The 17,918-nt window shown below is 57.7% G+C and carries 17 protein-coding genes and 1 other RNA gene; 5 read left to right on the forward strand and 13 right to left on the reverse strand.

Going from position 1 to position 17,918, the window contains the following annotated elements:
* The first annotated feature begins 51 nt into the window (after positions 1-51).
* The gene (locus tag ABUK73_RS15690) at positions 52-3,753 is read left to right on the forward strand and encodes an AsmA family protein (RefSeq protein ID WP_353578098.1); all 3,702 of its coding nucleotides are present in this window, start codon (positions 52-54) and stop codon (positions 3,751-3,753) included.
* A gap of 42 nt (positions 3,754-3,795) precedes the next feature.
* Here ABUK73_RS15690 and ABUK73_RS15695 read toward each other — a convergent pair whose 3' ends face one another.
* From ABUK73_RS15695 to ABUK73_RS15740, 10 genes are all read right to left on the reverse strand, one after another.
* The gene (locus ABUK73_RS15695; RefSeq protein WP_353578099.1) at positions 3,796-4,545 is read right to left on the reverse strand and encodes a dienelactone hydrolase family protein; all 750 of its coding nucleotides are present in this window, start codon (positions 4,543-4,545) and stop codon (positions 3,796-3,798) included.
* 21 nt (positions 4,546-4,566) lie between these two features.
* On the reverse strand, positions 4,567-4,776 hold the full coding sequence (locus ABUK73_RS15700; protein WP_113087969.1) for a ribbon-helix-helix domain-containing protein: 210 nt from the start codon (positions 4,774-4,776) through the stop codon (positions 4,567-4,569).
* 246 nt (positions 4,777-5,022) lie between these two features.
* Positions 5,023-6,573 (reverse strand): Do family serine endopeptidase, encoded by a 1,551-nt coding sequence (locus ABUK73_RS15705; protein ID WP_353578100.1) that lies wholly within the window; start codon positions 6,571-6,573, stop codon positions 5,023-5,025.
* Between the two features lie 196 nt (positions 6,574-6,769).
* Entirely contained in the window at positions 6,770-7,093 is a 324-nt protein-coding gene (locus ABUK73_RS15710) for a helix-turn-helix domain-containing protein (RefSeq protein WP_353578101.1), read from the reverse strand.
* A complete protein-coding gene (locus ABUK73_RS15715) occupies positions 7,071-7,457 on the reverse strand; it encodes a type II toxin-antitoxin system RelE/ParE family toxin (RefSeq protein ID WP_353578102.1) in 387 nt (128 codons plus the stop codon). The genes ABUK73_RS15710 and ABUK73_RS15715 overlap by 23 nt, the downstream gene beginning before the upstream one ends.
* Before the next feature lie 110 nt (positions 7,458-7,567).
* Positions 7,568-8,497, reverse strand: coding sequence for a protease modulator HflC (hflC, locus tag ABUK73_RS15720; RefSeq protein ID WP_353578103.1), 930 nt, complete (start codon positions 8,495-8,497; stop codon positions 7,568-7,570).
* Position 8,498: 1 nt separating this feature from the next.
* Positions 8,499-9,638, reverse strand: coding sequence for an FtsH protease activity modulator HflK (hflK, locus tag ABUK73_RS15725; RefSeq protein WP_353578104.1), 1,140 nt, complete (start codon positions 9,636-9,638; stop codon positions 8,499-8,501).
* Positions 9,639-9,784: 146 nt separating this feature from the next.
* Positions 9,785-10,312, reverse strand: coding sequence for a dihydrofolate reductase (locus tag ABUK73_RS15730; RefSeq protein ID WP_353578105.1), 528 nt, complete (start codon positions 10,310-10,312; stop codon positions 9,785-9,787).
* A complete protein-coding gene (locus tag ABUK73_RS15735; RefSeq protein ID WP_353578106.1) occupies positions 10,309-11,103 on the reverse strand; it encodes a thymidylate synthase in 795 nt (264 codons plus the stop codon). The genes ABUK73_RS15730 and ABUK73_RS15735 overlap by 4 nt, the downstream gene beginning before the upstream one ends.
* 87 nt (positions 11,104-11,190) lie before the next feature.
* Entirely contained in the window at positions 11,191-11,499 is a 309-nt protein-coding gene (locus tag ABUK73_RS15740; RefSeq protein ID WP_113087888.1) for a DUF2853 family protein, read from the reverse strand.
* A 116-nt stretch (positions 11,500-11,615) separates the two neighbouring features.
* On the opposite strand from ABUK73_RS15740, the gene ssrA reads away from it, so the two are divergent.
* The 3 genes from ssrA (at position 11,616) to ABUK73_RS15755 (ending at position 12,853) form a co-directional block, all read left to right on the forward strand.
* Positions 11,616-11,988: a transfer-messenger RNA gene (gene ssrA, locus ABUK73_RS15745) on the forward strand.
* A 130-nt stretch (positions 11,989-12,118) separates the two neighbouring features.
* The gene (locus ABUK73_RS15750) at positions 12,119-12,628 is read left to right on the forward strand and encodes an SspB family protein (protein WP_113087887.1); all 510 of its coding nucleotides are present in this window, start codon (positions 12,119-12,121) and stop codon (positions 12,626-12,628) included.
* 27 nt (positions 12,629-12,655) lie between these two features.
* Positions 12,656-12,853 (forward strand): DUF4169 family protein, encoded by a 198-nt coding sequence (locus ABUK73_RS15755; protein ID WP_353578107.1) that lies wholly within the window; start codon positions 12,656-12,658, stop codon positions 12,851-12,853.
* Between the two features lie 260 nt (positions 12,854-13,113).
* Here ABUK73_RS15755 and ABUK73_RS15760 read toward each other — a convergent pair whose 3' ends face one another.
* Together ABUK73_RS15760 and serB are read right to left on the reverse strand one after the other, a co-directional pair.
* Positions 13,114-13,671 carry a GNAT family N-acetyltransferase gene (locus ABUK73_RS15760; protein ID WP_353578108.1) on the reverse strand — a complete coding sequence of 186 codons (558 nt, stop codon included), beginning with the start codon at positions 13,669-13,671 and terminating at the stop codon, positions 13,114-13,116.
* Positions 13,668-14,558 carry a phosphoserine phosphatase SerB gene (gene serB, locus ABUK73_RS15765; RefSeq protein ID WP_353578109.1) on the reverse strand — a complete coding sequence of 297 codons (891 nt, stop codon included), beginning with the start codon at positions 14,556-14,558 and terminating at the stop codon, positions 13,668-13,670. Before serB ends, ABUK73_RS15760 begins: the two co-directional genes overlap by 4 nt.
* Here serB and miaA point away from each other — a divergent pair.
* Positions 14,557-15,453 carry a tRNA (adenosine(37)-N6)-dimethylallyltransferase MiaA gene (gene miaA / locus ABUK73_RS15770; protein WP_353578110.1) on the forward strand — a complete coding sequence of 299 codons (897 nt, stop codon included), beginning with the start codon at positions 14,557-14,559 and terminating at the stop codon, positions 15,451-15,453. The genes serB and miaA overlap by 2 nt on opposite strands.
* 157 nt (positions 15,454-15,610) lie before the next feature.
* Here miaA and ABUK73_RS15775 read toward each other — a convergent pair whose 3' ends face one another.
* On the reverse strand, positions 15,611-17,578 hold the full coding sequence (locus tag ABUK73_RS15775) for an ATP-binding protein (RefSeq protein WP_353578111.1): 1,968 nt from the start codon (positions 17,576-17,578) through the stop codon (positions 15,611-15,613).
* Positions 17,579-17,918: the final 340 nt, after the last annotated feature.

The following is a 17,918-nucleotide window of genomic DNA, read 5'->3' on the forward strand; positions in this document are numbered from 1 at the left end:
TGGCAGGAAAAAAAGATAATTTTCATCGTCGGTTAAGGGAGACGTCGGGTCGTGCTCGGACGCATATTGGTTTTTCTGGGCGGACTTTTGGTCGTGGCGCTGTTTGCGGCGCTGCTCATCCCCTATTTCATCGACTGGACGGATTTCCGTCGTAACTTCGAAGATCAGGCAAGCCGCATTCTGGGCAAGAAGGTGGTGGTGCATGGTCGCGTTGAAGCGCGGCTTTTGCCATTCCCTTCGGTCACGCTGCATGATGTGCGCGCTGGCATGGATTCCGATGGTTCGCCACAAATTCAGGTCGCCCGATTCTCCATGGATGCCGAGCTTGCGCCTTTCCTCTCCGGAGAAGCGCGCATTTTCGACATGCGTATCGAAGAGCCGAAGGCGCGCATTCGCCTGTTGAAAGATGGCACGCTGGACTGGACGCGCGGCAGCCGCGCCGTCATTCCGGCAAAGACCGTCGTTCTGGAAAATGTCAGCATCGAAGGCGGCCAGATCGAATTCATCGATGAGCAGTCCGGCCGTAACCGCACCGTAACCGGGCTGAATGCCGATATGTCGGCCAAGTCTCTGGCTGGTCCATGGCGGGCGGAAGGCCGCGCTGCGGTGGATGGCCATGCTGGTTCGTTTTCGCTTTCCAGCGGCGAGCCGGATGCCAATGCCGGGCGTATGGGACTTAGGCTGCGCATGTTGCCGGATGAACATCCGGTCGAAATCGATCTCGATGGCGCAATCGCCGCGACCGAAGGACGGCCTATTTACAGCGGCTCCTTCACCTTCAATTTCCGGCAGGACGACAAGCAGAAACAGCAGCAGCAGAACGCGCAGTCCGGTTTCTCCGCACCGCGCACCCGTGGCAGCTTCGAGCTGACCAATGGCCGCGTGCGCGTTCCCAGCTACCGTATGGAACTGGGCGGGGTAGAGAATCCCTATATCATCACCGGCGAAGCGACGCTCGACACCGGCACATCGCCCGAATTCCTGTTGACGGCGGATGGCCAGCAGATCGATTTCAACCGCTTTGCGCCGGCACCCGTGCAGACCGGCAAGACATCGCGCGTGCCGACAGTTCCTGTGCGCCAGCGTATCGAAGCCTTTGCAAGCCTGATTGCCCGCATTCCGGTGCCGCAGGTTCCCGGCAAGGCCAGCATTCGGCTCCCGGCGCTGGTCTCTGACGACACGACCATTCGCGATATTCGCCTCGATGTTCGGCCCAATGGGGCAGGGTGGCAGGTGGAAAATGCCGTTGCCGTGCTGCCCGGTCGCACCCAGCTGGAGGCGAAGGGTTCGCTGACGCTGACGGGCGGTCCGGCTTTCAACGGCGACCTTCTGGTTGCCTCCAACCAGCCATCCGGCCTTGCCAACTGGCTGTCCGGCACTGTAGATCCCGCCATTCGCCAGCTGAATGCCGCCGGTTTCTCGTCCACGGTGTCGTTGACGACGCAGGCGCAGCGCTTCGAAAATCTCGAGCTTGCCATCGGTCAGGCATCCCTGCATGGTCGCCTCGCGCGCCAGGCGGAAGCCAAGGGTGCAAGCATCGACATCGACCTCTCGGGTGACGAGATCGATCTGGATGCCCTGCGGGCGCTGGGCGGGCTGGTGCTGGGCGATCAGGTCGGCAGCTCCGTTCTCGATCATCGCATCACGGCAAAATTCAAGGCGGATCGCTTCAACATGGCGGGCGTAACCGCCAACCGCGTGGAAACCGCCTTCACCATGGCAAATGGCGTGCTGTCGCTCGACACCATGACGGCTGGGGACATTGCAGGAGCAGAGGTGCGCGCAAAGGGGCAGCTGAAGGGTTCCGTCACGGATTTCGCTGGCAAGGGCACCGTCAATCTCCACGCGGTGGATATGCAGCCGGTGTTCGATCTGCTGCGCCAGAAACTGCCGCAGCATCCGCTTCTTGAGCGGCTGGTGCGCAGCGCGGCCTGGTATGCGAACTCCGATATTGCCGTCGATCTGTCGGTCGACAAGAACAATGGCGGGGCCAACGCCGCAGTCTCAGGCACCATCAATGGCAGCCGCGTTTCCGCCGTCGCCAAGCTGCCGGATGTGTTGTCCGACACGGATGACACGGCGCTGACGCTGGAAGCCGTTCTCAAGAACCAGTCAACGGCCATTCTCTTCGGGCAGGCGGGGCTCGATCCGCTGCCCTTTGATGCGGATGGCGAAGGCTTGCTGTCGGTGAAGCTCAACGGCACTCTGGGCTCGCCGGTGCAGACGGATTTCCGTTTCTCGACTGAACGCACGCACTTCTCCGCCAATGGTAGTTTCGCGCTGCGGGCCGAGAATTTCGCGCAGGGCAACGCCGACATCGCGCTGGAAAGCGCCGATATCGAGCCATATCTCATCATGAACGCCGTTGGCCTGCCGCAGCTGGGCGGAGGCATGTCCACCAAGGCTACCGGCAAGTTGGCAGTGGACAAGGACAAGGCAACGTTTTCCAACCTTTCCGGTCAGGCGGGCGGCAACGCGTTCTCCGGTAATCTCTCGGTCCAGAAGGCAGTACCTTACAAGGTCACAGGTGATCTCTCGGTCAATAATGTCGATCTGGCGTGGCTGGGTGACACGATGTATGGACCGGTCATCGACCCGGAATCCGGTGCGTTGAGCGCAAAGCCGGTGTCCATGCAAGCCTTCCCGAAGCTCGATGCTTCCCTGACTGTGAAGACGGCCAATTTTGATACGGGAGCCTTCGGTACCGTTACCGGCCTTTCCTTCGCGCTCAACCACGCCAATGGCACGCTTGCGCTGGAAAACATCACGGGTGACTGGATGGGCGGCAAGGTTTCCGGTCGCCTTTCCATGGCTACGGGTGATGGCGCAGGCATTTTCCGCACCAAGATCGCGGTCTCCGGTGCCAACCCCGAAAGCGTGATGTGGAAAAGCGGCGAGACACCGGTTGCAGGTGGTCGTTTCGCTATGGATTTGACAGCTGAAGCCACCGGTAAAAGCGTGGCCGAACTTCTGTCTTCTGCAGGCGGCTCCGGCGAAATCCGCACCGGCGGTCTGGTGTTGCGCGGTTTGAATCAGGCTGCTTTCCAGCCATGGCTACAGGCAGCCAACGATCTTCAGGGCAATATTGATGCTGCCAAGGTGCGTCCTCTGGTGGATGCGCAGCTGTGGAAGGGCGAAATCCCGCTTGGCGAAGTCGCCATGCCCTTTACGCTCAGCGATGGCAATCTGCGCATGCAGAATATTGCCGCTTCCACGCCGCAACTGGCATTCGATGGTGATCTCACACTCGACCTTGCTGGTGAAACGCTGACCGGCGGTATTGATCTGCTCTACAATGCCGGGACAGAGGAACTTGCCGGTGCCGAACCCTCCATCCACCTGAATTACACCGGTCCACTGGCGCAACCCGCCTTGACCACTGATGTGTCAGGCCTCACCGGCTATCTCTCCTTGCGCGCCTTCGAGCGGGAGCGCCGCCGCGTGGAAGCCTTACAAGCCAGCATCATGGAAAAGCAGCGCCTGCGCCGCGAAGTCGCCCTTTATCGTTTCGCAGCCACAGAGCGACAGGCCGCAGCCGAGCGCCAAAAGGCCGCAGAAGAAGCGCGCAAGCAGGAAGAAGAACGTCTGCGCGCTATGGCGCAGGAACGTCTTGAAGCCGAAAAAGCCTCTCAGGAGCGATTGAAGCGTCAGCAGGAAGCGCAGCCAAAGCCGCAACCTCCGCCAGTCTTCACCGTTCCACCAACCGGCGACGCCTTCCGCGAGGCGCCGCAGCCAAATACCGCAACGCCTTGAGGGGTAGTGGTCACGCTCTTTTAGGAATTCTGGCTAAGATAATCAGTCGGCATGCAACTCAGATTTCAGGAAATTGATTGCGGACCGATAAGCTTCTTCCGCCTGCGTCGTGTCCGGCTTCAGAAAGAAATCGTGTGGGACGCTGTTGATCACAGTCATGGACGCTTTGCCCCCGGCACTCTTTATCGCCTCTGCAAACCGCGTTCCTGACGCGACGGAGTAAACGCGATCTTCTCCGCCCCAGATCAAATGGAATGGCGGCTTTCCTTGAAAAGAGAGCGTTTGATCTGAGGACGGAACGCCATCGACAAGGACGACGGCATCCACAGGCAGTCCCTGCAACACCGCAATTGCCGCGTTTTCTGCGCCGAGTGAGATGCCCAAAATACCGACACGACCGTCATGCTCTGGTCGTCGGTTCAGATGAAACATGAGATCGGAGAGATTTCTCGTCCAGTCTCTGCGACGTTGATCGTAGTAGGCAATTCGCTCACCCGCACTTTTTATGGCGGATATCTTCTCCAAATCCTCTGGCGTCAGCAGATGCGGGAGGTAGACGTCCAAACCTGCGCGGGTGAAATGTTCGGCAATTACGTCGTAGGGCGACGAGCCGAACCCTTTGCTGCCGCTTAGAATGATGACAGCCGGTCTTGGCCCTTTGGCCTCGCTGGTGAAAATTTCGACCTTCATCCGGCCGAATGGCGACACCACATCAACGGTTTGACGCGCAATCGCAGCACCGCTGAAATACACCGCCAAAACACATGCGATGAAAATCCGGGAAACATTCATTGGTCTGAGACACACCCTGAACTATTGGCTCTTCAGCCAGTTCAGCACATAGACGCGAAGAGATGAAGACAGATTGCTGCCTTCGGGCCGGGCGTCATCGATTTCGGCAAGCAGGGCGGCGAAGCTCATTTTTCGCTTTTCGGCGATGATGCGGAGTTCATCCCAGAAAGCGTCTTCGAGCGAGATGCTGGTGCGGTGGCCGTGGAGGGTGGTGGAGTGCTTGCGGATCAAATTTGTGGCTTTCCAAACTGATTCAACGCGCTGCCAGCCGAATTCATGTTTTGCGCGTAAGCTTATGATTTTTTGAATCTGTTTTATTCCGGTGGCGTCCAATAACGCCCTTTGTCCCGGGGAAGTTCCGCACCCCTGAAATCTGATGGTCTTTGCCATCAAGCGTAATCGAACGCTACTCAATAACGACAGGTGGGGCAGGGTGTTTATCAAGGCTCACCCGCCCGCACCTCACTAGATCGTCTACTATTCCACCGGCACTGCGACGAAGCGCAGATTGCCCTGCGCATCCGCCACCATCATATGCGCATTCTTGCGACCGGCGGATTTGAGGCCATTGACGCGTACCATGACGTCGCCGGGCACTTCCATGAAGTCCTGGCCGACCTCCACGATGACATCGCCTGCCTTTACGCCCTTCTGCTCTGCCGCAGAACCGGCATCGACGCTGGCGACGAAGACGCCTTCGACGCTTTCCGCAATGCCCTTTTCGGTGCGCAACTCATCCGTCAGCGTGACGAGGTTCATGCCAAGAACCGTTTGCGGCGCTTCGCGCTGGTCTGGTGCCTGCTGCTGTGTCTGGTCGCCGCCCTTGTCGTTGGGCTCCGTCATCTCGCCGCCTTCGCCATCTTCCGGCATCGCGTCGTCGCTACCGGCGCCCGGTTGCTTGTCCTCGGCGCTATCCTGCAACTGGCCAAGCTTGACCTTCACGGTCTGCTCTTTGCCATCGCGCAGAACCACCACATCGACGTCCTTGCCGACAGGGCTTTCCGCCACGATGCGTGGCAGATCGCGCATTTCGTGAATATCCTTGCCGTCAAAGGTCAGCACCACATCGCCGGGCTGGATCGGGCCGTTCTCGACCGGGCCGCCCTTGACGACGCCTGAAATCAGCGCGCCGCGTGCCGTGTCCATTCCAAGGCTTGCGGCGATATCGTCGGTAACGGGCTGAACGCGCACGCCGAGCCAACCACGACGGGTTTCGCCGAATTCGATCAGCTGCTGGACAATGTTTTGCGCAAGTTCGGTCGGCACGGAAAAGCCGATGCCGATGGAGCCGCCACTTGGCGAGATGATGGCAGTGTTGATGCCGATGACTTCGCCCTTCATGTTGAACAGCGGGCCACCGGAGTTACCCTTGTTGATGGCGGCATCCGTCTGAATGAAATTGTCGTAGGGACCGGCATTGATGTTACGACCGCGCGCGGAAACCACGCCGACCGTCAGCGAGCCGCCGAGGCCGAATGGGTTGCCGATGGCCATGACCCAGTCACCGATGCGCATGGCGCGGGAATCGCCGAATTTCACGGCTTTCAGCGGCGTCTTCGGCTCCACCTTCAACACCGAAAGGTCGGTCTTGGTGTCGGTACCGACAAGCTTTGCCTTCAGCTTGTTGCCATTGGGGAAGATGACTTCGATATCGTCAGCGCCTTCGATGACGTGGTTGTTTGTGACCACGTAACCGGCGGGATCGATGACGAAACCGGAACCGAGCGAGCTGACTTTGCCGCCGTTGTCCGGCTTCTGGTTGTCGAAATAATCTTTGAAGAATTCCTGGAAGGGCGAACCATCCGGAATGCGTGGCGGGGTAGGGCCCTTCCCTTCGCCTTTCACGCTCTGCGATGTGGAGATGTTGACCACCGCATCCAACAGCGGAGCGGCAAGATCGGCCACCGATGCCGGCCCGTTGCTCTGCGCCATCGCGCTTCCCGGAACAGCCATTCCGCCTGCGATCATGGCAAATCCCGCCACGGCGGCAATGCTGCTGCGGAATGGCGAAAGAGTGGTAACGGGCATACAGCGTCCTCGCATCTTGCAAAACCTGGAGCTAGCTTAATAGCCAAGCATAAGGCGGAATGATGAAGTGTAAAAATACCTTTTCGTGAATAGGCACGAATCTAGCGCTCATCCACGAGAATTGAAGCCGTACAGGAAAGAGCGAAACACGCAAGACGGCGATCAGCCGTAATTGTTCATGGCAGGCAAGGAACGCTCAGCGAAGGATTTGCAGGCCGTGTTTTTGAACGATGGCCAGAAGTTTCAGTGCCATGCCGCTAGGCCGTTTGGCTCCAGTTTCCCATTTTTCAACAGTGCTTTCGCTGGTGTTGAGATAACGGGCGAAAACAGGCTGGCTGACCTTGCTGGCTTCGCGCAGCTGCTTGATATCGGCAGGTGCCATTTCCTCCGGGGCGGACAGGTGGCGGGAATCGAAACCACGCATGGTGGTCTTGTCCAGCGCGCCGACCTTGTGAAGCGCAGATGCAGCCGAGTGTATGGCTTCGGATATATCGCTTTTAAACCGCTTCCTGCCTGCCATGGCATATCTCCATCAAATCTTTATCATCCAGAAGTCGGTCCAGTTGCGCTTCGGTCAATGTTGCATAGGTTTTTGCAAGGGTTCGAAAATCTTCCAGTTCTTTGTCGTCAATGTTTGCGCGGTCATTCTTGGCAAAGAGATACTGAAAAATCCAGTATTGGCCTCCCTTGGCCAGAATGATGCTGCGGTGAAGGTTGTTATTCAGTCGCTTCTTGAAAACGCCACCGCCCAAGTCATCCGACTGTCCTTTGAGAACCTCTTCAATAGCCTGACATAATTCACTGTCTTTGATCCGCGTTTTGCGGGCAGCCTTCGTGAACCATGCTGTTTTGAATGCGCGTTGTGACGAATGACAATCAGCCATAAGTATAGCACCAAGTGATATCTTTTTTCAATATGGGTAGAAGTGAAATAGCTTTTGAATATGATGCCGAAAATGAAAAGGGCCGGTAAAAACCGGCCCTTTCGTGTTCATCAATTCGCAGGTGCGGCAGGCGGAGTTGCCTGTGGGGCGGGCTGCGGTGTCGTGCCTTCAATGTTGTTGAAATAACGGAAGAAGGTCGAGTCTGGTGAGAGAACCAGCGTCGTGCCGGTGCCGTTCAGTGCGCTCGCGTAAGCGCCCATCGAGCGGTAAAACTCGAAGAAGCTTGGGTCGCGCTGGAAGGCTTCACCGAAGATGCGGTTACGCTCGGCATCGCCTTCACCGCGTAGCACTTCGGACTGACGGCGGGCGTCGGATTCGAATTCGACCACCTGACGATCCGCAATAGCGCGGCGACGCTGGCCTTCTTCGTTACCGCGGGCGCGGATCAGTTCGGCTTCGGCCAGACGCTCGGACTTCATGCGCTCGAAGGTCTGCTGCGAGACTTCCTGCGTCAGATCCGTGCGGCGAATGCGGACATCGACGATGCTCACACCCAGCGATTCCGCGTCGGGACGCAGATCGTCGCGCACTTCCTGCATCATGGATGCGCGGGCATCCGAGAGCGCAGATTCAAAACCGCGAAGACCGTAGACGCGACGCAACGAGGCATCGAGACGTGTACGCAGGCGCATTTCGGCAGAGAGCTGATCGCCCGACACCGTTTCGCGGAAGCGGCGGGCATCGGTGATGCGGTAGACCACGAAGGCATCGACTTCGTAGAATTTACCGCCCGAAACCTGAACGCGGATGTTGTCATGATCGAAACGCAGGGCGCGATTTTCGATGTACTGAACGCGATCTGCATCCATGAAGGCGAATGGTAGCTTGAAGTAGAGGCCAGGCTCCGTCTTCACATCCTGAATTTGACCGAAGCGGACGACGATGGCCTGCTGGCGCTCGTTGACCACGAAGAAGGACGAGTAAACGAAGAACAGGATGACGGCGAGACCGACGAGAATTGCGGTTAGACGATTGCCCATATCAGTTGCCTCCCTGCTGTGTTGCGCCGGGGTTGCCGCGCATGATTTCGTTCAGAGGCAGATACGGTACCACTCCCTGCTTTTCATCGATGATGATCTTGTTGGAGCCCTTGAGAACCTGTTCCATCGTTTCGATGAACATACGCTCGCGGGTGACTTCCGGTGCCGTGCGATACTGGTCGTAGATCGAGATAAAGCGCTGGGCTTCACCCTGAGCTTCGTTCACGACACGGCCCTTATAGGCGTTTGCTTCTTCAACGATCTGCGCTGCCTGACCGCGAGCTGCACCCAGCTTCTGGTTGGCATACTGGTTGGCTTCCTGAACGAAGCGGTCTTCGTCCTGCTCGGCACGCTGCACTTCGTCAAACGCATCGGCCACTTCACGCGGCGGTGCTGCGTCTTCGATAGCGACGGCATTGATGGAAAGACCTGCGCCATAACCGTCCATCGTCGCCTGAATGATCGAGCGAACGTCTGCGGCAATCGCCTGACGATTATCACGGAAAATGTCCTGTGCCGGACGACGGCCAACCACTTCGCGCATGGCGCTTTCGGAGACCTGCTGCAGCGTTTCGGCTGGCGTATCTACGTTGAAGAGGTAGGATTTCGGATCGGACACCGTGTAGAGAACAGAGAACTGCACGTTGACGATATTCTGGTCGCCCGTCAGCATCACGCCGGTTGCAGCGGATGTGGATGTGGCGCGTGCGCCGATATTCTGCTGCTGCTCGGTGACCTTGACGATCTCGACAGTTTCAATCGGCCAGAAATGGAAATGCAGGCCCGGCATCGAGACTTCGTCCTTCGGCTTACCGAAACGAAGTTCCACGCCGCGCTCATCCGGCTGAACGGTGTAGATGGACTGAATGCCGACAAAGGCAAGAATGACCAGAACGAGAATGGCGATAACGCCACCATTTACACCGCCAGGGAGGATGTTCTTGAAACGGTCCTGACTGCGTCGAATGATTTCTTCGATATCGGGCGGGCCACCATTGCCGCCTCCACCACCGCCACCGCGTGGACGGTTCGGTCCCTGACCCCAGGGGCCACCCTGATTGTTTCCTCCACCGCCGCCGCCGTTACCGCCGCCGCCGCCCCAAGGGCCACCGCCGCCGCCATTCTGATTGCTCCAGGGCATCCATACCTCTTATGCTAAAAAACTCTCCCGCTCCCTCTCGAACACGCATGCGCATGTCAGGCGGGAATGTAGTCTCAGTTATAAGTAGGAGAGCAGTGCGTTTCAACGCAGAGGCGGTAACTTAATACCCAATCACGGTAAATAGTTCACTTAACGGGCTGATGCCGACGATAAGTTGCAAATCTCACCGGATAATTGTCCTTATCCCCCGCAGGAGCGGCTGTTTCATCGATTTTTTCAAAAACGGCCAAATCGATCTGCGGGAAAAACGTATCGCCTTCCAGCGAAACCTCGACATGGGTGACGGAAAGTTGATCGGCATAGGGCATGGCCTGACGGTAAATCTCGCCACCGCCAGCCACGAAAACCTCATCCACGCCAAGTGCTTGCGCTTTGTTCTTGGCAAGCGACAGCGCATCCTCCAGCGACGAAACCACATCGACACCATCCGGTCGATAATCCGGGTTGCGGCTGATGATGATGTGCGGGCGACCGGGCAGGGGGCGTTCACCGACAGAAAGAAACGTCTTGCGGCCCATGATCATGGGTTTGCCCATGGTCAGCGCCTTGAAGCGCTTGAGGTCGGTGGACAGCTTCCAGGGCATATCGAGATCGCGGCCGATAACGCCGTTTTCAGCTACAGCAGCGATGAGGGTGATGCGCGGTTGCGTCATACGGCAATCGGTGCCTTGATGGAGGCATCGGCTTCGTAATTCTCCAGCGTGAAGTCTTCGAAGGTGAAGTCGAACAGGCTTTTGACATCTGGGTTAAGGCGCATGGTGGGCAGCGCTTTCGGCGTGCGCTGCATCTGCAATTCCGCCTGCTCGAAGTGGTTCGAGTAGATATGCGCGTCACCCAGCGTGTGCACGAAATCGCCGGGTTTTAAGCCTGTCACCTGCGCGACCATCAGCGTCAGCAGCGCGTAGGACGCGATGTTGAAGGGCACGCCGAGGAAGATATCCGCCGAGCGCTGGTAAAGCTGGCAGGACAGTTTGCCATCCGACACGTAGAACTGAAACAGGCAGTGGCATGGCGGCAGCGCCATGTCATCGACAAGCGCAGGGTTCCAGGCGGACACGATGTGGCGGCGAGAATTAGGATTGGTCTTGAGGCTTTCGAGCAAGAGCGCGATCTGGTCGATATGGCGGCCATCGGGCGCTGGCCATGAGCGCCATTGCGCACCATAGACCGGGCCGAGATCGCCATTTTCATCCGCCCACTCATCCCAGATGGAAACGCCATGTTCCTTCAGGTAAGCGATATTGGTATCGCCCTTCAGGAACCAGAGCAGTTCGTGGATGATGGAGCGCAGGTGCAGCTTCTTGGTGGTGAGAACCGGAAAGCCTTCCGACAGATCGAAACGCATCTGGTAACCGAAAACAGAACGCGTGCCGGTGCCGGTGCGGTCGCCCCGGTCGGAGCCCGTTTTCATCACATGCGCAAGAAGGTCCAGATATTGCTTCATCTCAGTCCGCCGCCGATTCTTCCAAAGCCATATTATAGGCTTTTGCGGCGGCGGAACCAGTGTCAGGAATGGGCTCGCCCACAGAAATCAGAGCGTTTCGAGTTTCCCGAGATGTTTGGCGACGAGATAATAAAAGGTCACGCGTGATTTTGTGCGGTCGGCTTTCATCGCCGTGATGGTTTCTTCCACGGCCTTGTCGGCATCAGGGCCGGTCACGCCCAGCTTCTTGCCGATCCAGTTCGTCTTTACCCGTGCAAGCTCTTCCGGATCTGATGCCGAGACGAGGGACGAATCGCGATTGCGCAGAGCAATGCCCAAATGCTTGACGATTTTGTTGACCGTCGCCTCATCAGCGCCGGCGTCGTAGAGTTTCACATCTGCAAGATAGTCCGTCATGTCCTCTCCTCCGTGTGTTGCACGGCGCAATTAAGGGGCCGCTTATCAAGCAGAATGTGGCAAGTGCGAAGCGCCGTCAAGAATTGCGCACAACCTTTCATCGAAATGTCACGCAGCCCCTTTTCTCCGCCGTGCGAAACGCCTATATGAGCCTTGCCGGGTGCAAATCCGGCTATGGCGATAAACGGTCGATGGAATAAGCCTATTGGACCCGGGGGCGGTACCCGGCGCCTCCACCAAAAACCGGCGGCTTCTGAATGAGAGGCCGGCTTTTGATGGGGGCGAAATAGGATCGACAAGGGTGTAAAGATCGAACTTTTGCTCGGCATGATACCGCCGTTATCGGGTCACAAGTGTAGTTGCAAATGACAACAACGCTAAGGAATACGCTCTCGCTGCCTAATGGCGGTGCGGGAATTCCGCTCTAAGTCCTTACGGTTAGCCCCGTAAGGCGGGGTTCGGAGGTACCTGGCAACAGAAACCTCCACCTTCTCCATTCCGCCGGAATTGTTTATATGATGCAAATGACTCGCGGCTCGCAGGGCTTTTCCGTTGCTGCGATCTAAGACATTGCGTATACTTAGGTAAAAGACGTTCGAATAAGGAAAGACAGGACCGCATGGGGCAGGATCATATCCGTTACGACATTCTCGCACAGGATGCCCTTCGCGGCGTTATTCGCAAGGTATTGAGCGAAGTCGCAGCCACGAGCAGGCTTCCCGGCGACCATCATTTCTTCATCACATTCCTGACCGGCGCGCCGGGTGTGCGCATCTCGCAGCACCTCAAGGCGAAATATGCCGAGCAGATGACCATCGTCATCCAGCATCAGTTCTGGGACATGAAGGTTACCGATACTCAGTTCGAAATCGGCCTGTCCTTCTCCGACACGCCTGAAAAGCTGGTTGTGCCTTTCAACGCGATCCGCGGCTTCTACGATCCGTCGGTGAATTTCGAACTAGAATTCGACGTTCCCCTGGCGGAAGAAGAGGAAGTCGTCGAAGCGGAAATCACCGCTTACCCGGTACCCGCTGAAGGCAAGCCTGCATCGTCTGAAGACAAGAAGACAGACGAAGAAAAGAAGGCCGGTTCGGTCGTTTCGCTGGACGCATTCCGCAAGAACAAGTGATTGCATGGCGCAGATTGGGAGATGGTCGTGACAGGCGATATCGTAAATCTGCGCCAGTTTCGCAAACAGAAGGCGCGCACCGACAAAGAAAAACAGGCGGAGCAAAACCGCCTGACCTTTGGCCGCACCAAGGCCGAAAAGAACCTCACCTCCGCTTTGAACGACAAGGCCACTCGTGTGCTGGATCAGGGCAAGCTGGATAAGGGTGAGGGGGACGACGCTTAACGCTGGCCGAATCCAGTGATGTCGCGTTGCTCTGTTTTCGAGAACAGCCAAAGACCACGACATTATGCTCGGGCTTGTCCCGTGGATTTAACTACGTTGATTGTTGGGGTTCGTTAGATGCTCGGGACAAGCCCGAGCATGACGGAGGCTGATGTGGCGTCTTGATGTTGCTCGCATCGAAAGAGTCTCACTCCAGAAAACGCCACTCCTATTCATTTATTTTAACGTCATCGCTGCCCGGAGTTGACGGAAATTATGCCTTACTTCCCCAACCACCGCTCCAGCGTCAGCGCGTAAGTAACATGCGGCTTGAGGTGAGGGTGGCTGTCCGGTACGCGGGGGTGCAGGAAATCGCGGGAGGCGTCGCGGATGAGGCCGATGCGTTTCATGACGGCGATTGAGCGTAGATTGTCGTGAACGGCAAAAGACACGATTTCCGGCAGTTTCTTTTCATCGAAAGCCATTGATAGCAGTGATTTCGCCGCTTCCGTGACGTAGCCGTGGCCCCAGTAACGGGTGGCCAGTCGCCAGCCGATTTCCATGGTGCCAAGTGGGAATATGCCGTCCAGATTGGCAGGCGCTATACCGCAGAAGCCGATCGGCTCGCCGGTCTCGCGCAATTCCACCGCGTAAAACCCGTATCCGGTCGCGTGGATCATGTCGTTGACGTGCTTGAGCGCCGCGTCGGATTCGTCATGGCTGCGCTGATGCGGAAAAAATGCCATGACATCGGGATCGGCATTGACCTCACGAAACAGATCGCGATCGGTGTCTTTCCAATCCCGAAGGATCAGTCTGGGTGTTCCACTGACAATCATGGGCTGACGAAATCGGACTTTCTATAGCCCTGAAGGTAAAGAAGCGCGGTGAGATCGCTGTGATCGATGCGGATTTTCGCTTCGGCGGCAACGGCGGGCTTGGCGTGAAGGGCAACGCCGGAACCGGCCAGATGCAGCATGCCGAGATCATTGGCGCCATCGCCCACGGCAATGGCATCCTCGGGCGATATGCCGAGTTTGGTGGCGATGTCGTTTAGGGCATCGACCTTGGCCTGCTTGCCGAGAATGGGTTCGGCCACCGTGCCATCAAGAAGACCGTCCTTTTCGCCCAGAATATTGGCGCGGTTTTCATCGAAGCCAAGCGTCGCCGCGATGCGGCTGGTGAAGACGGTGAAGCCACCGGAAACCAGAGCGGTGTAATGCCCCTTCGCCTTCATGGTGGCGATGAGTTCCATGCCGCCCGGTGTGAGCGTGATGCGTTTTTCGATGACCTCATTCACGACGGAAATCGGCAGGCCTTTCAGCAGCGCGACACGCTCGCGAAGCGCGGGTTCGAAGGCGATCTCACCATTCATGGCGCGGGCGGTGATGGTCGACACCTGGTCCTTGAGGCCAACTTCGGCGGCCAATTCATCGATACATTCCTGGCCGATCATGGTCGAATCCATGTCTGCGATGAGGATTTTCTTGCGGCGCTTGTCTTGATCCTGAATGGCGATATCGATGGGTCGGTCAACGATGGCCATGCGCAGCACGCGTTCGGCTGCCGCGATGTCGGTTCCGTCGCGCAGCACCAGATCGCAGGCGATCCCGTCCGCCAGCCAGTAAAGGCCTGATGCATCGAGCGCCTTGGCGGCGCTTTCTGCAATGGTGGAATTCAGAACAGGATTTGACGGATTGGCGATAAGCGTGGCAACGAGAGCCATGATGAAAAACCTTGTTGACGAATTTGATGCGACCCTGATAACCGGCCCGACGGCGAGCGGCAAGTCCGCGCTTGCGCTTCGTTTGGCGCGGAAGACGAATGGCGTCGTTATCAATGCAGATAGCATGCAGGTCTATGATACGTTGCAGGTGCTGACGGCGCGGCCTTCTGAGGACGACATGGAAGGCGTACCACACCACCTCTATGGCCATGTTCCCGCGGTCAAACTTTATTCGACGGGTGAATGGCTGCGCGACATCACGGCGCTTCTTGAAACGATGCGCGGCGAGGGGCGCTATCCTGTTATCGTCGGCGGCACCGGGCTGTATTTCAAGGCGCTGACCGGTGGCCTGTCCGATATGCCTGCCATTCCCGCAGATATTCGCGAGTGTTACCGCATGCGGCTGCTGGAAGAGGGACCGGCTGAGCTTTACGCCGAACTGGCGATCGACGACCCGCAAACGGCGGCGAGCCTCAGCCCGAGCGATGGGCAACGCATCGTGCGGGCGCTCGAAGTTCTTGCCACGACCGGACAATCCATTCGCGTGTTTCAGGACGCCAGCGGTCCCGTCATCATCGATGCGGCGCGTGCACGCAAATTTGTGGTTCTCCCGGAACGGGCGGTGCTGCATGACCGCATTAACCGTCGTTTTGCAGGCATGATGCAGAGCGGCGCGGTGGAAGAGGTAGAAGCGCTGCTGGCGCTGGATATTCCCCCTGATGCGACCGTTATGAAGGCCATCGGGGTATCGCAGATTGCCGAAATGCTGGCGGGGCGAATGACGCAGGCCGAGGTGATCGAAAAAGCTGCGGCGGCGACACGGCAATATGCCAAGCGGCAAATGACATGGTTTCGCAACCAGATGGGGGAGGATTGGGAGAGGGTGGTGCCGTGAGTTCTCTCTCTTCCCTCATTCCTGTCCTTGTGACAGGAATCCAGTCGATGCGCGTCTGCGCGGCGGGAAAAGTCTCTTCAGCCCAAAGACTTGGGCTGGCTGGATCCCTGTGACAAGCACAGGGATGAGGAAGGTTTGAGCAACGGCCTAGCCCCTCTCAATCCTTCCGATACAAACTTCCCAACGGCTTCTTCAGCAAACTTTCTCTCAGTGAAGACCTCGGCTCCTCGCCAATAAATGAACGCGACGGAACGTCCTCCCGCAACACTGGCGCCGTGCCGGTCGAAACATCAGGCATTTGCGCTCTGGAGGCAAATACCGAGCTTCGCGGCAGCATTTCCGGGCGGTAGGGTTCGCTGCTGCTGTTTGCGTGGAATTCCTTTTTCCAGCTTTCGAATTCTTCCTCGTCGGCATCCTGCGCGATTTTGGCATCGTAGCTCTGGCGGAAGCCGGAGATGTCGGGGCCGTTTACGGCACGCATGCGTTTGACGATGGAGCGCAGATCGACCGTATCCGGCGTATCTTCAACGATGGATGGCATCACGCCATTTGCCTTAGGCAGAATATGCGCAGGCACGCGGTTGAAGCGAATGCGCATGGGAACGCTGATGGCCTCACCAAAGGCGATGGCTTCGCCATTGCCGATGGAGGACAGGAAGCTGGTGGTTGAGACCGATGAGTTCGGAATGGCCGAGCGGATGATTTCCTGATCGTTTTCGTTGGAAAGCCTCATGGCGAAAACGGTGGAACATTGCGAGAGAATCGTCTGATCGAGCTCTCCTGGGCGCTGGGTGATGATGCCGAGTGATACGCCGTATTTACGGCCCTCTTTCGCGATGCGGGCAATGGCCTGACGCGTCGGGAAGAAACCGAGCGCCGGGTCGGCAGGCACGTAACGGTGGGCTTCTTCGCAAACGACCAGCGTGTGGATCGCGCCCTGACTCCAGAGTGCCAATTCGAAGGCCATGCGGCAAAGCACCGAGGCCACCGAATTCACCACCTCGGAGGGAATACCCGCCAGCTGGAACACGGAAATCGGCTTGCCTTCTCCCGGTACGCGGAAAATATGCGCCACCGTCTCCATAATCGTGTCGGAAATGGTGCTATTGGAGAACATGAAGTGATAACGCGGATCGTTGATAGCCGACATGATGCGCATTTTCAGATTGCGCAGAGCAGGCTTCTCGTCGCGACCCTCCAGCCGCCCGATGCGCTCATCGATCAGCGCCAGCAGGTCGGCGATGCGGTAAGGAACCGGTGTATCTGCTGTCAGCGAGGATTTTTCCGAGGCGCGGCGCATGACGGAGTTTTCAGAGCCGCGAAAGGCGCGCTTGGCCTCGGGTATCAGGTCACGCAGAACATCCAGTTCTTCGGAAACCGCCTTGCGTCCCCGATACAGGACTTCGGTAAATTCTTCCAGCTTCATCAACCAGAAGGGCAGGTCCAGCGTGTCGGTATCGATAACGACCGACGTCATGGGGAAAGCTGCGGCGAATTCATTGTGCGGATCGAGAATCAACACGCGCAGTTTCGGGTCCTGCTCAATCGCCTTGTGCAGCAGCAGGGAGACGGCGGTGGATTTGCCGACGCCGGTGGAGCCCAGCACTGCGAAATGTTTCGATAGCATTTGTGGAATGCTGATCGTCGCATCGATGCTGTCATCCTGCGTCAGGCGGCCGACCACGGACGCGCCGCTGCCTGACGTTTCGTAAATGCGCATCAGGTCGCTGGCGCGGATGCGATGGGCGACAGCACCGAGATAGGGATAGCGGGAGATGCCCGTGGAGAAGCGCTCGGAGCCATCCGTCGCGCGATGGATTTCGCCCAGCAGTTCCACCTCGATCAACAGCGTGTTGCTGCGGCTGGCAGACCATTCGGCCTGTCCGGTCTTCATTGCATAGGTGAGGGCGGCAACGCGGGTTTCGCCGAGATCAATGGAGATCAGGCGGCCGACGGACCAGAGTTCGGCAAGGTCGGTCTTGCCTGGCTCAGTCGTTGCGGAAATCGTGGCGCGGGAGCCGGTGCAGGAAATGACGTGACCCAGCAGACGGTTGCCAGCCGATGCTTCATCCCGGCGGTCCTGTTCGCCTGCTTTTGCTGATTTGCGAAGGTCGTCGTTGAACACGTCTCGCCCCTGTCATAGGTCTTGTCGGCCTTTTCCAGGCGGCCGCACACGGGTTGGTCCCGTTCGTTGCCGGAGAGCCTATAAGATTGCGTTTAACAACTGGTGTAGTTCGGGCGTATTTTTATTTCTTCGAATGGGCCTAACTCGCAATAAATGGAATGAATGCCGATTTTTTCCGCAATATGCGTTGACGGAGAATGGTTTTGTGTCTAACACTCGGGCCCATGAAAAATCTTAACGTACTTATCGTGGTGGGACGGCGCATGGGCAGGATGGTGTAACCATCCGGCGAAAGCACCCATGCGCTGAACGAGGCTCCTCAAAGGGGCCTTTTTTTATG

The sequence above is a fragment of the Agrobacterium vacciniicorymbosi genome (assembly GCF_040427045.1).
In the GTDB taxonomy this organism is placed as follows: domain Bacteria; phylum Pseudomonadota; class Alphaproteobacteria; order Rhizobiales; family Rhizobiaceae; genus Agrobacterium.

What these genes read in the sequence shown, in the direction of transcription:
- ABUK73_RS15750 (WP_113087887.1), top strand. Translation starts at nt 12,119, where the DNA reads ATGGGGCAGGATCATATCCGTTACGACATTCTCGCACAGGATGCCCTT.
- ABUK73_RS15710 (WP_353578101.1), bottom strand. Translation starts at nt 7,093, where the DNA reads ATGGCAGGCAGGAAGCGGTTTAAAAGCGATATATCCGAAGCCATACAC.
- hflK (WP_353578104.1), bottom strand. Translation starts at nt 9,638, where the DNA reads ATGCCCTGGAGCAATCAGAATGGCGGCGGCGGTGGCCCTTGGGGCGGC.
- ABUK73_RS15760 (WP_353578108.1), bottom strand. Translation starts at nt 13,671, where the DNA reads ATGATTGTCAGTGGAACACCCAGACTGATCCTTCGGGATTGGAAAGAC.
- hflC (WP_353578103.1), bottom strand. Translation starts at nt 8,497, where the DNA reads ATGGGCAATCGTCTAACCGCAATTCTCGTCGGTCTCGCCGTCATCCTG.
- ABUK73_RS15730 (WP_353578105.1), bottom strand. Translation starts at nt 10,312, where the DNA reads ATGACGCAACCGCGCATCACCCTCATCGCTGCTGTAGCTGAAAACGGC.
- serB (WP_353578109.1), bottom strand. Translation starts at nt 14,558, where the DNA reads ATGGCTCTCGTTGCCACGCTTATCGCCAATCCGTCAAATCCTGTTCTG.
- ABUK73_RS15705 (WP_353578100.1), bottom strand. Translation starts at nt 6,573, where the DNA reads ATGCCCGTTACCACTCTTTCGCCATTCCGCAGCAGCATTGCCGCCGTG.
- ABUK73_RS15695 (WP_353578099.1), bottom strand. Translation starts at nt 4,545, where the DNA reads ATGAATGTTTCCCGGATTTTCATCGCATGTGTTTTGGCGGTGTATTTC.
- miaA (WP_353578110.1), top strand. Translation starts at nt 14,557, where the DNA reads ATGATGAAAAACCTTGTTGACGAATTTGATGCGACCCTGATAACCGGC.
- ABUK73_RS15735 (WP_353578106.1), bottom strand. Translation starts at nt 11,103, where the DNA reads ATGAAGCAATATCTGGACCTTCTTGCGCATGTGATGAAAACGGGCTCC.
- ABUK73_RS15740 (WP_113087888.1), bottom strand. Translation starts at nt 11,499, where the DNA reads ATGACGGACTATCTTGCAGATGTGAAACTCTACGACGCCGGCGCTGAT.
- ABUK73_RS15715 (WP_353578102.1), bottom strand. Translation starts at nt 7,457, where the DNA reads ATGGCTGATTGTCATTCGTCACAACGCGCATTCAAAACAGCATGGTTC.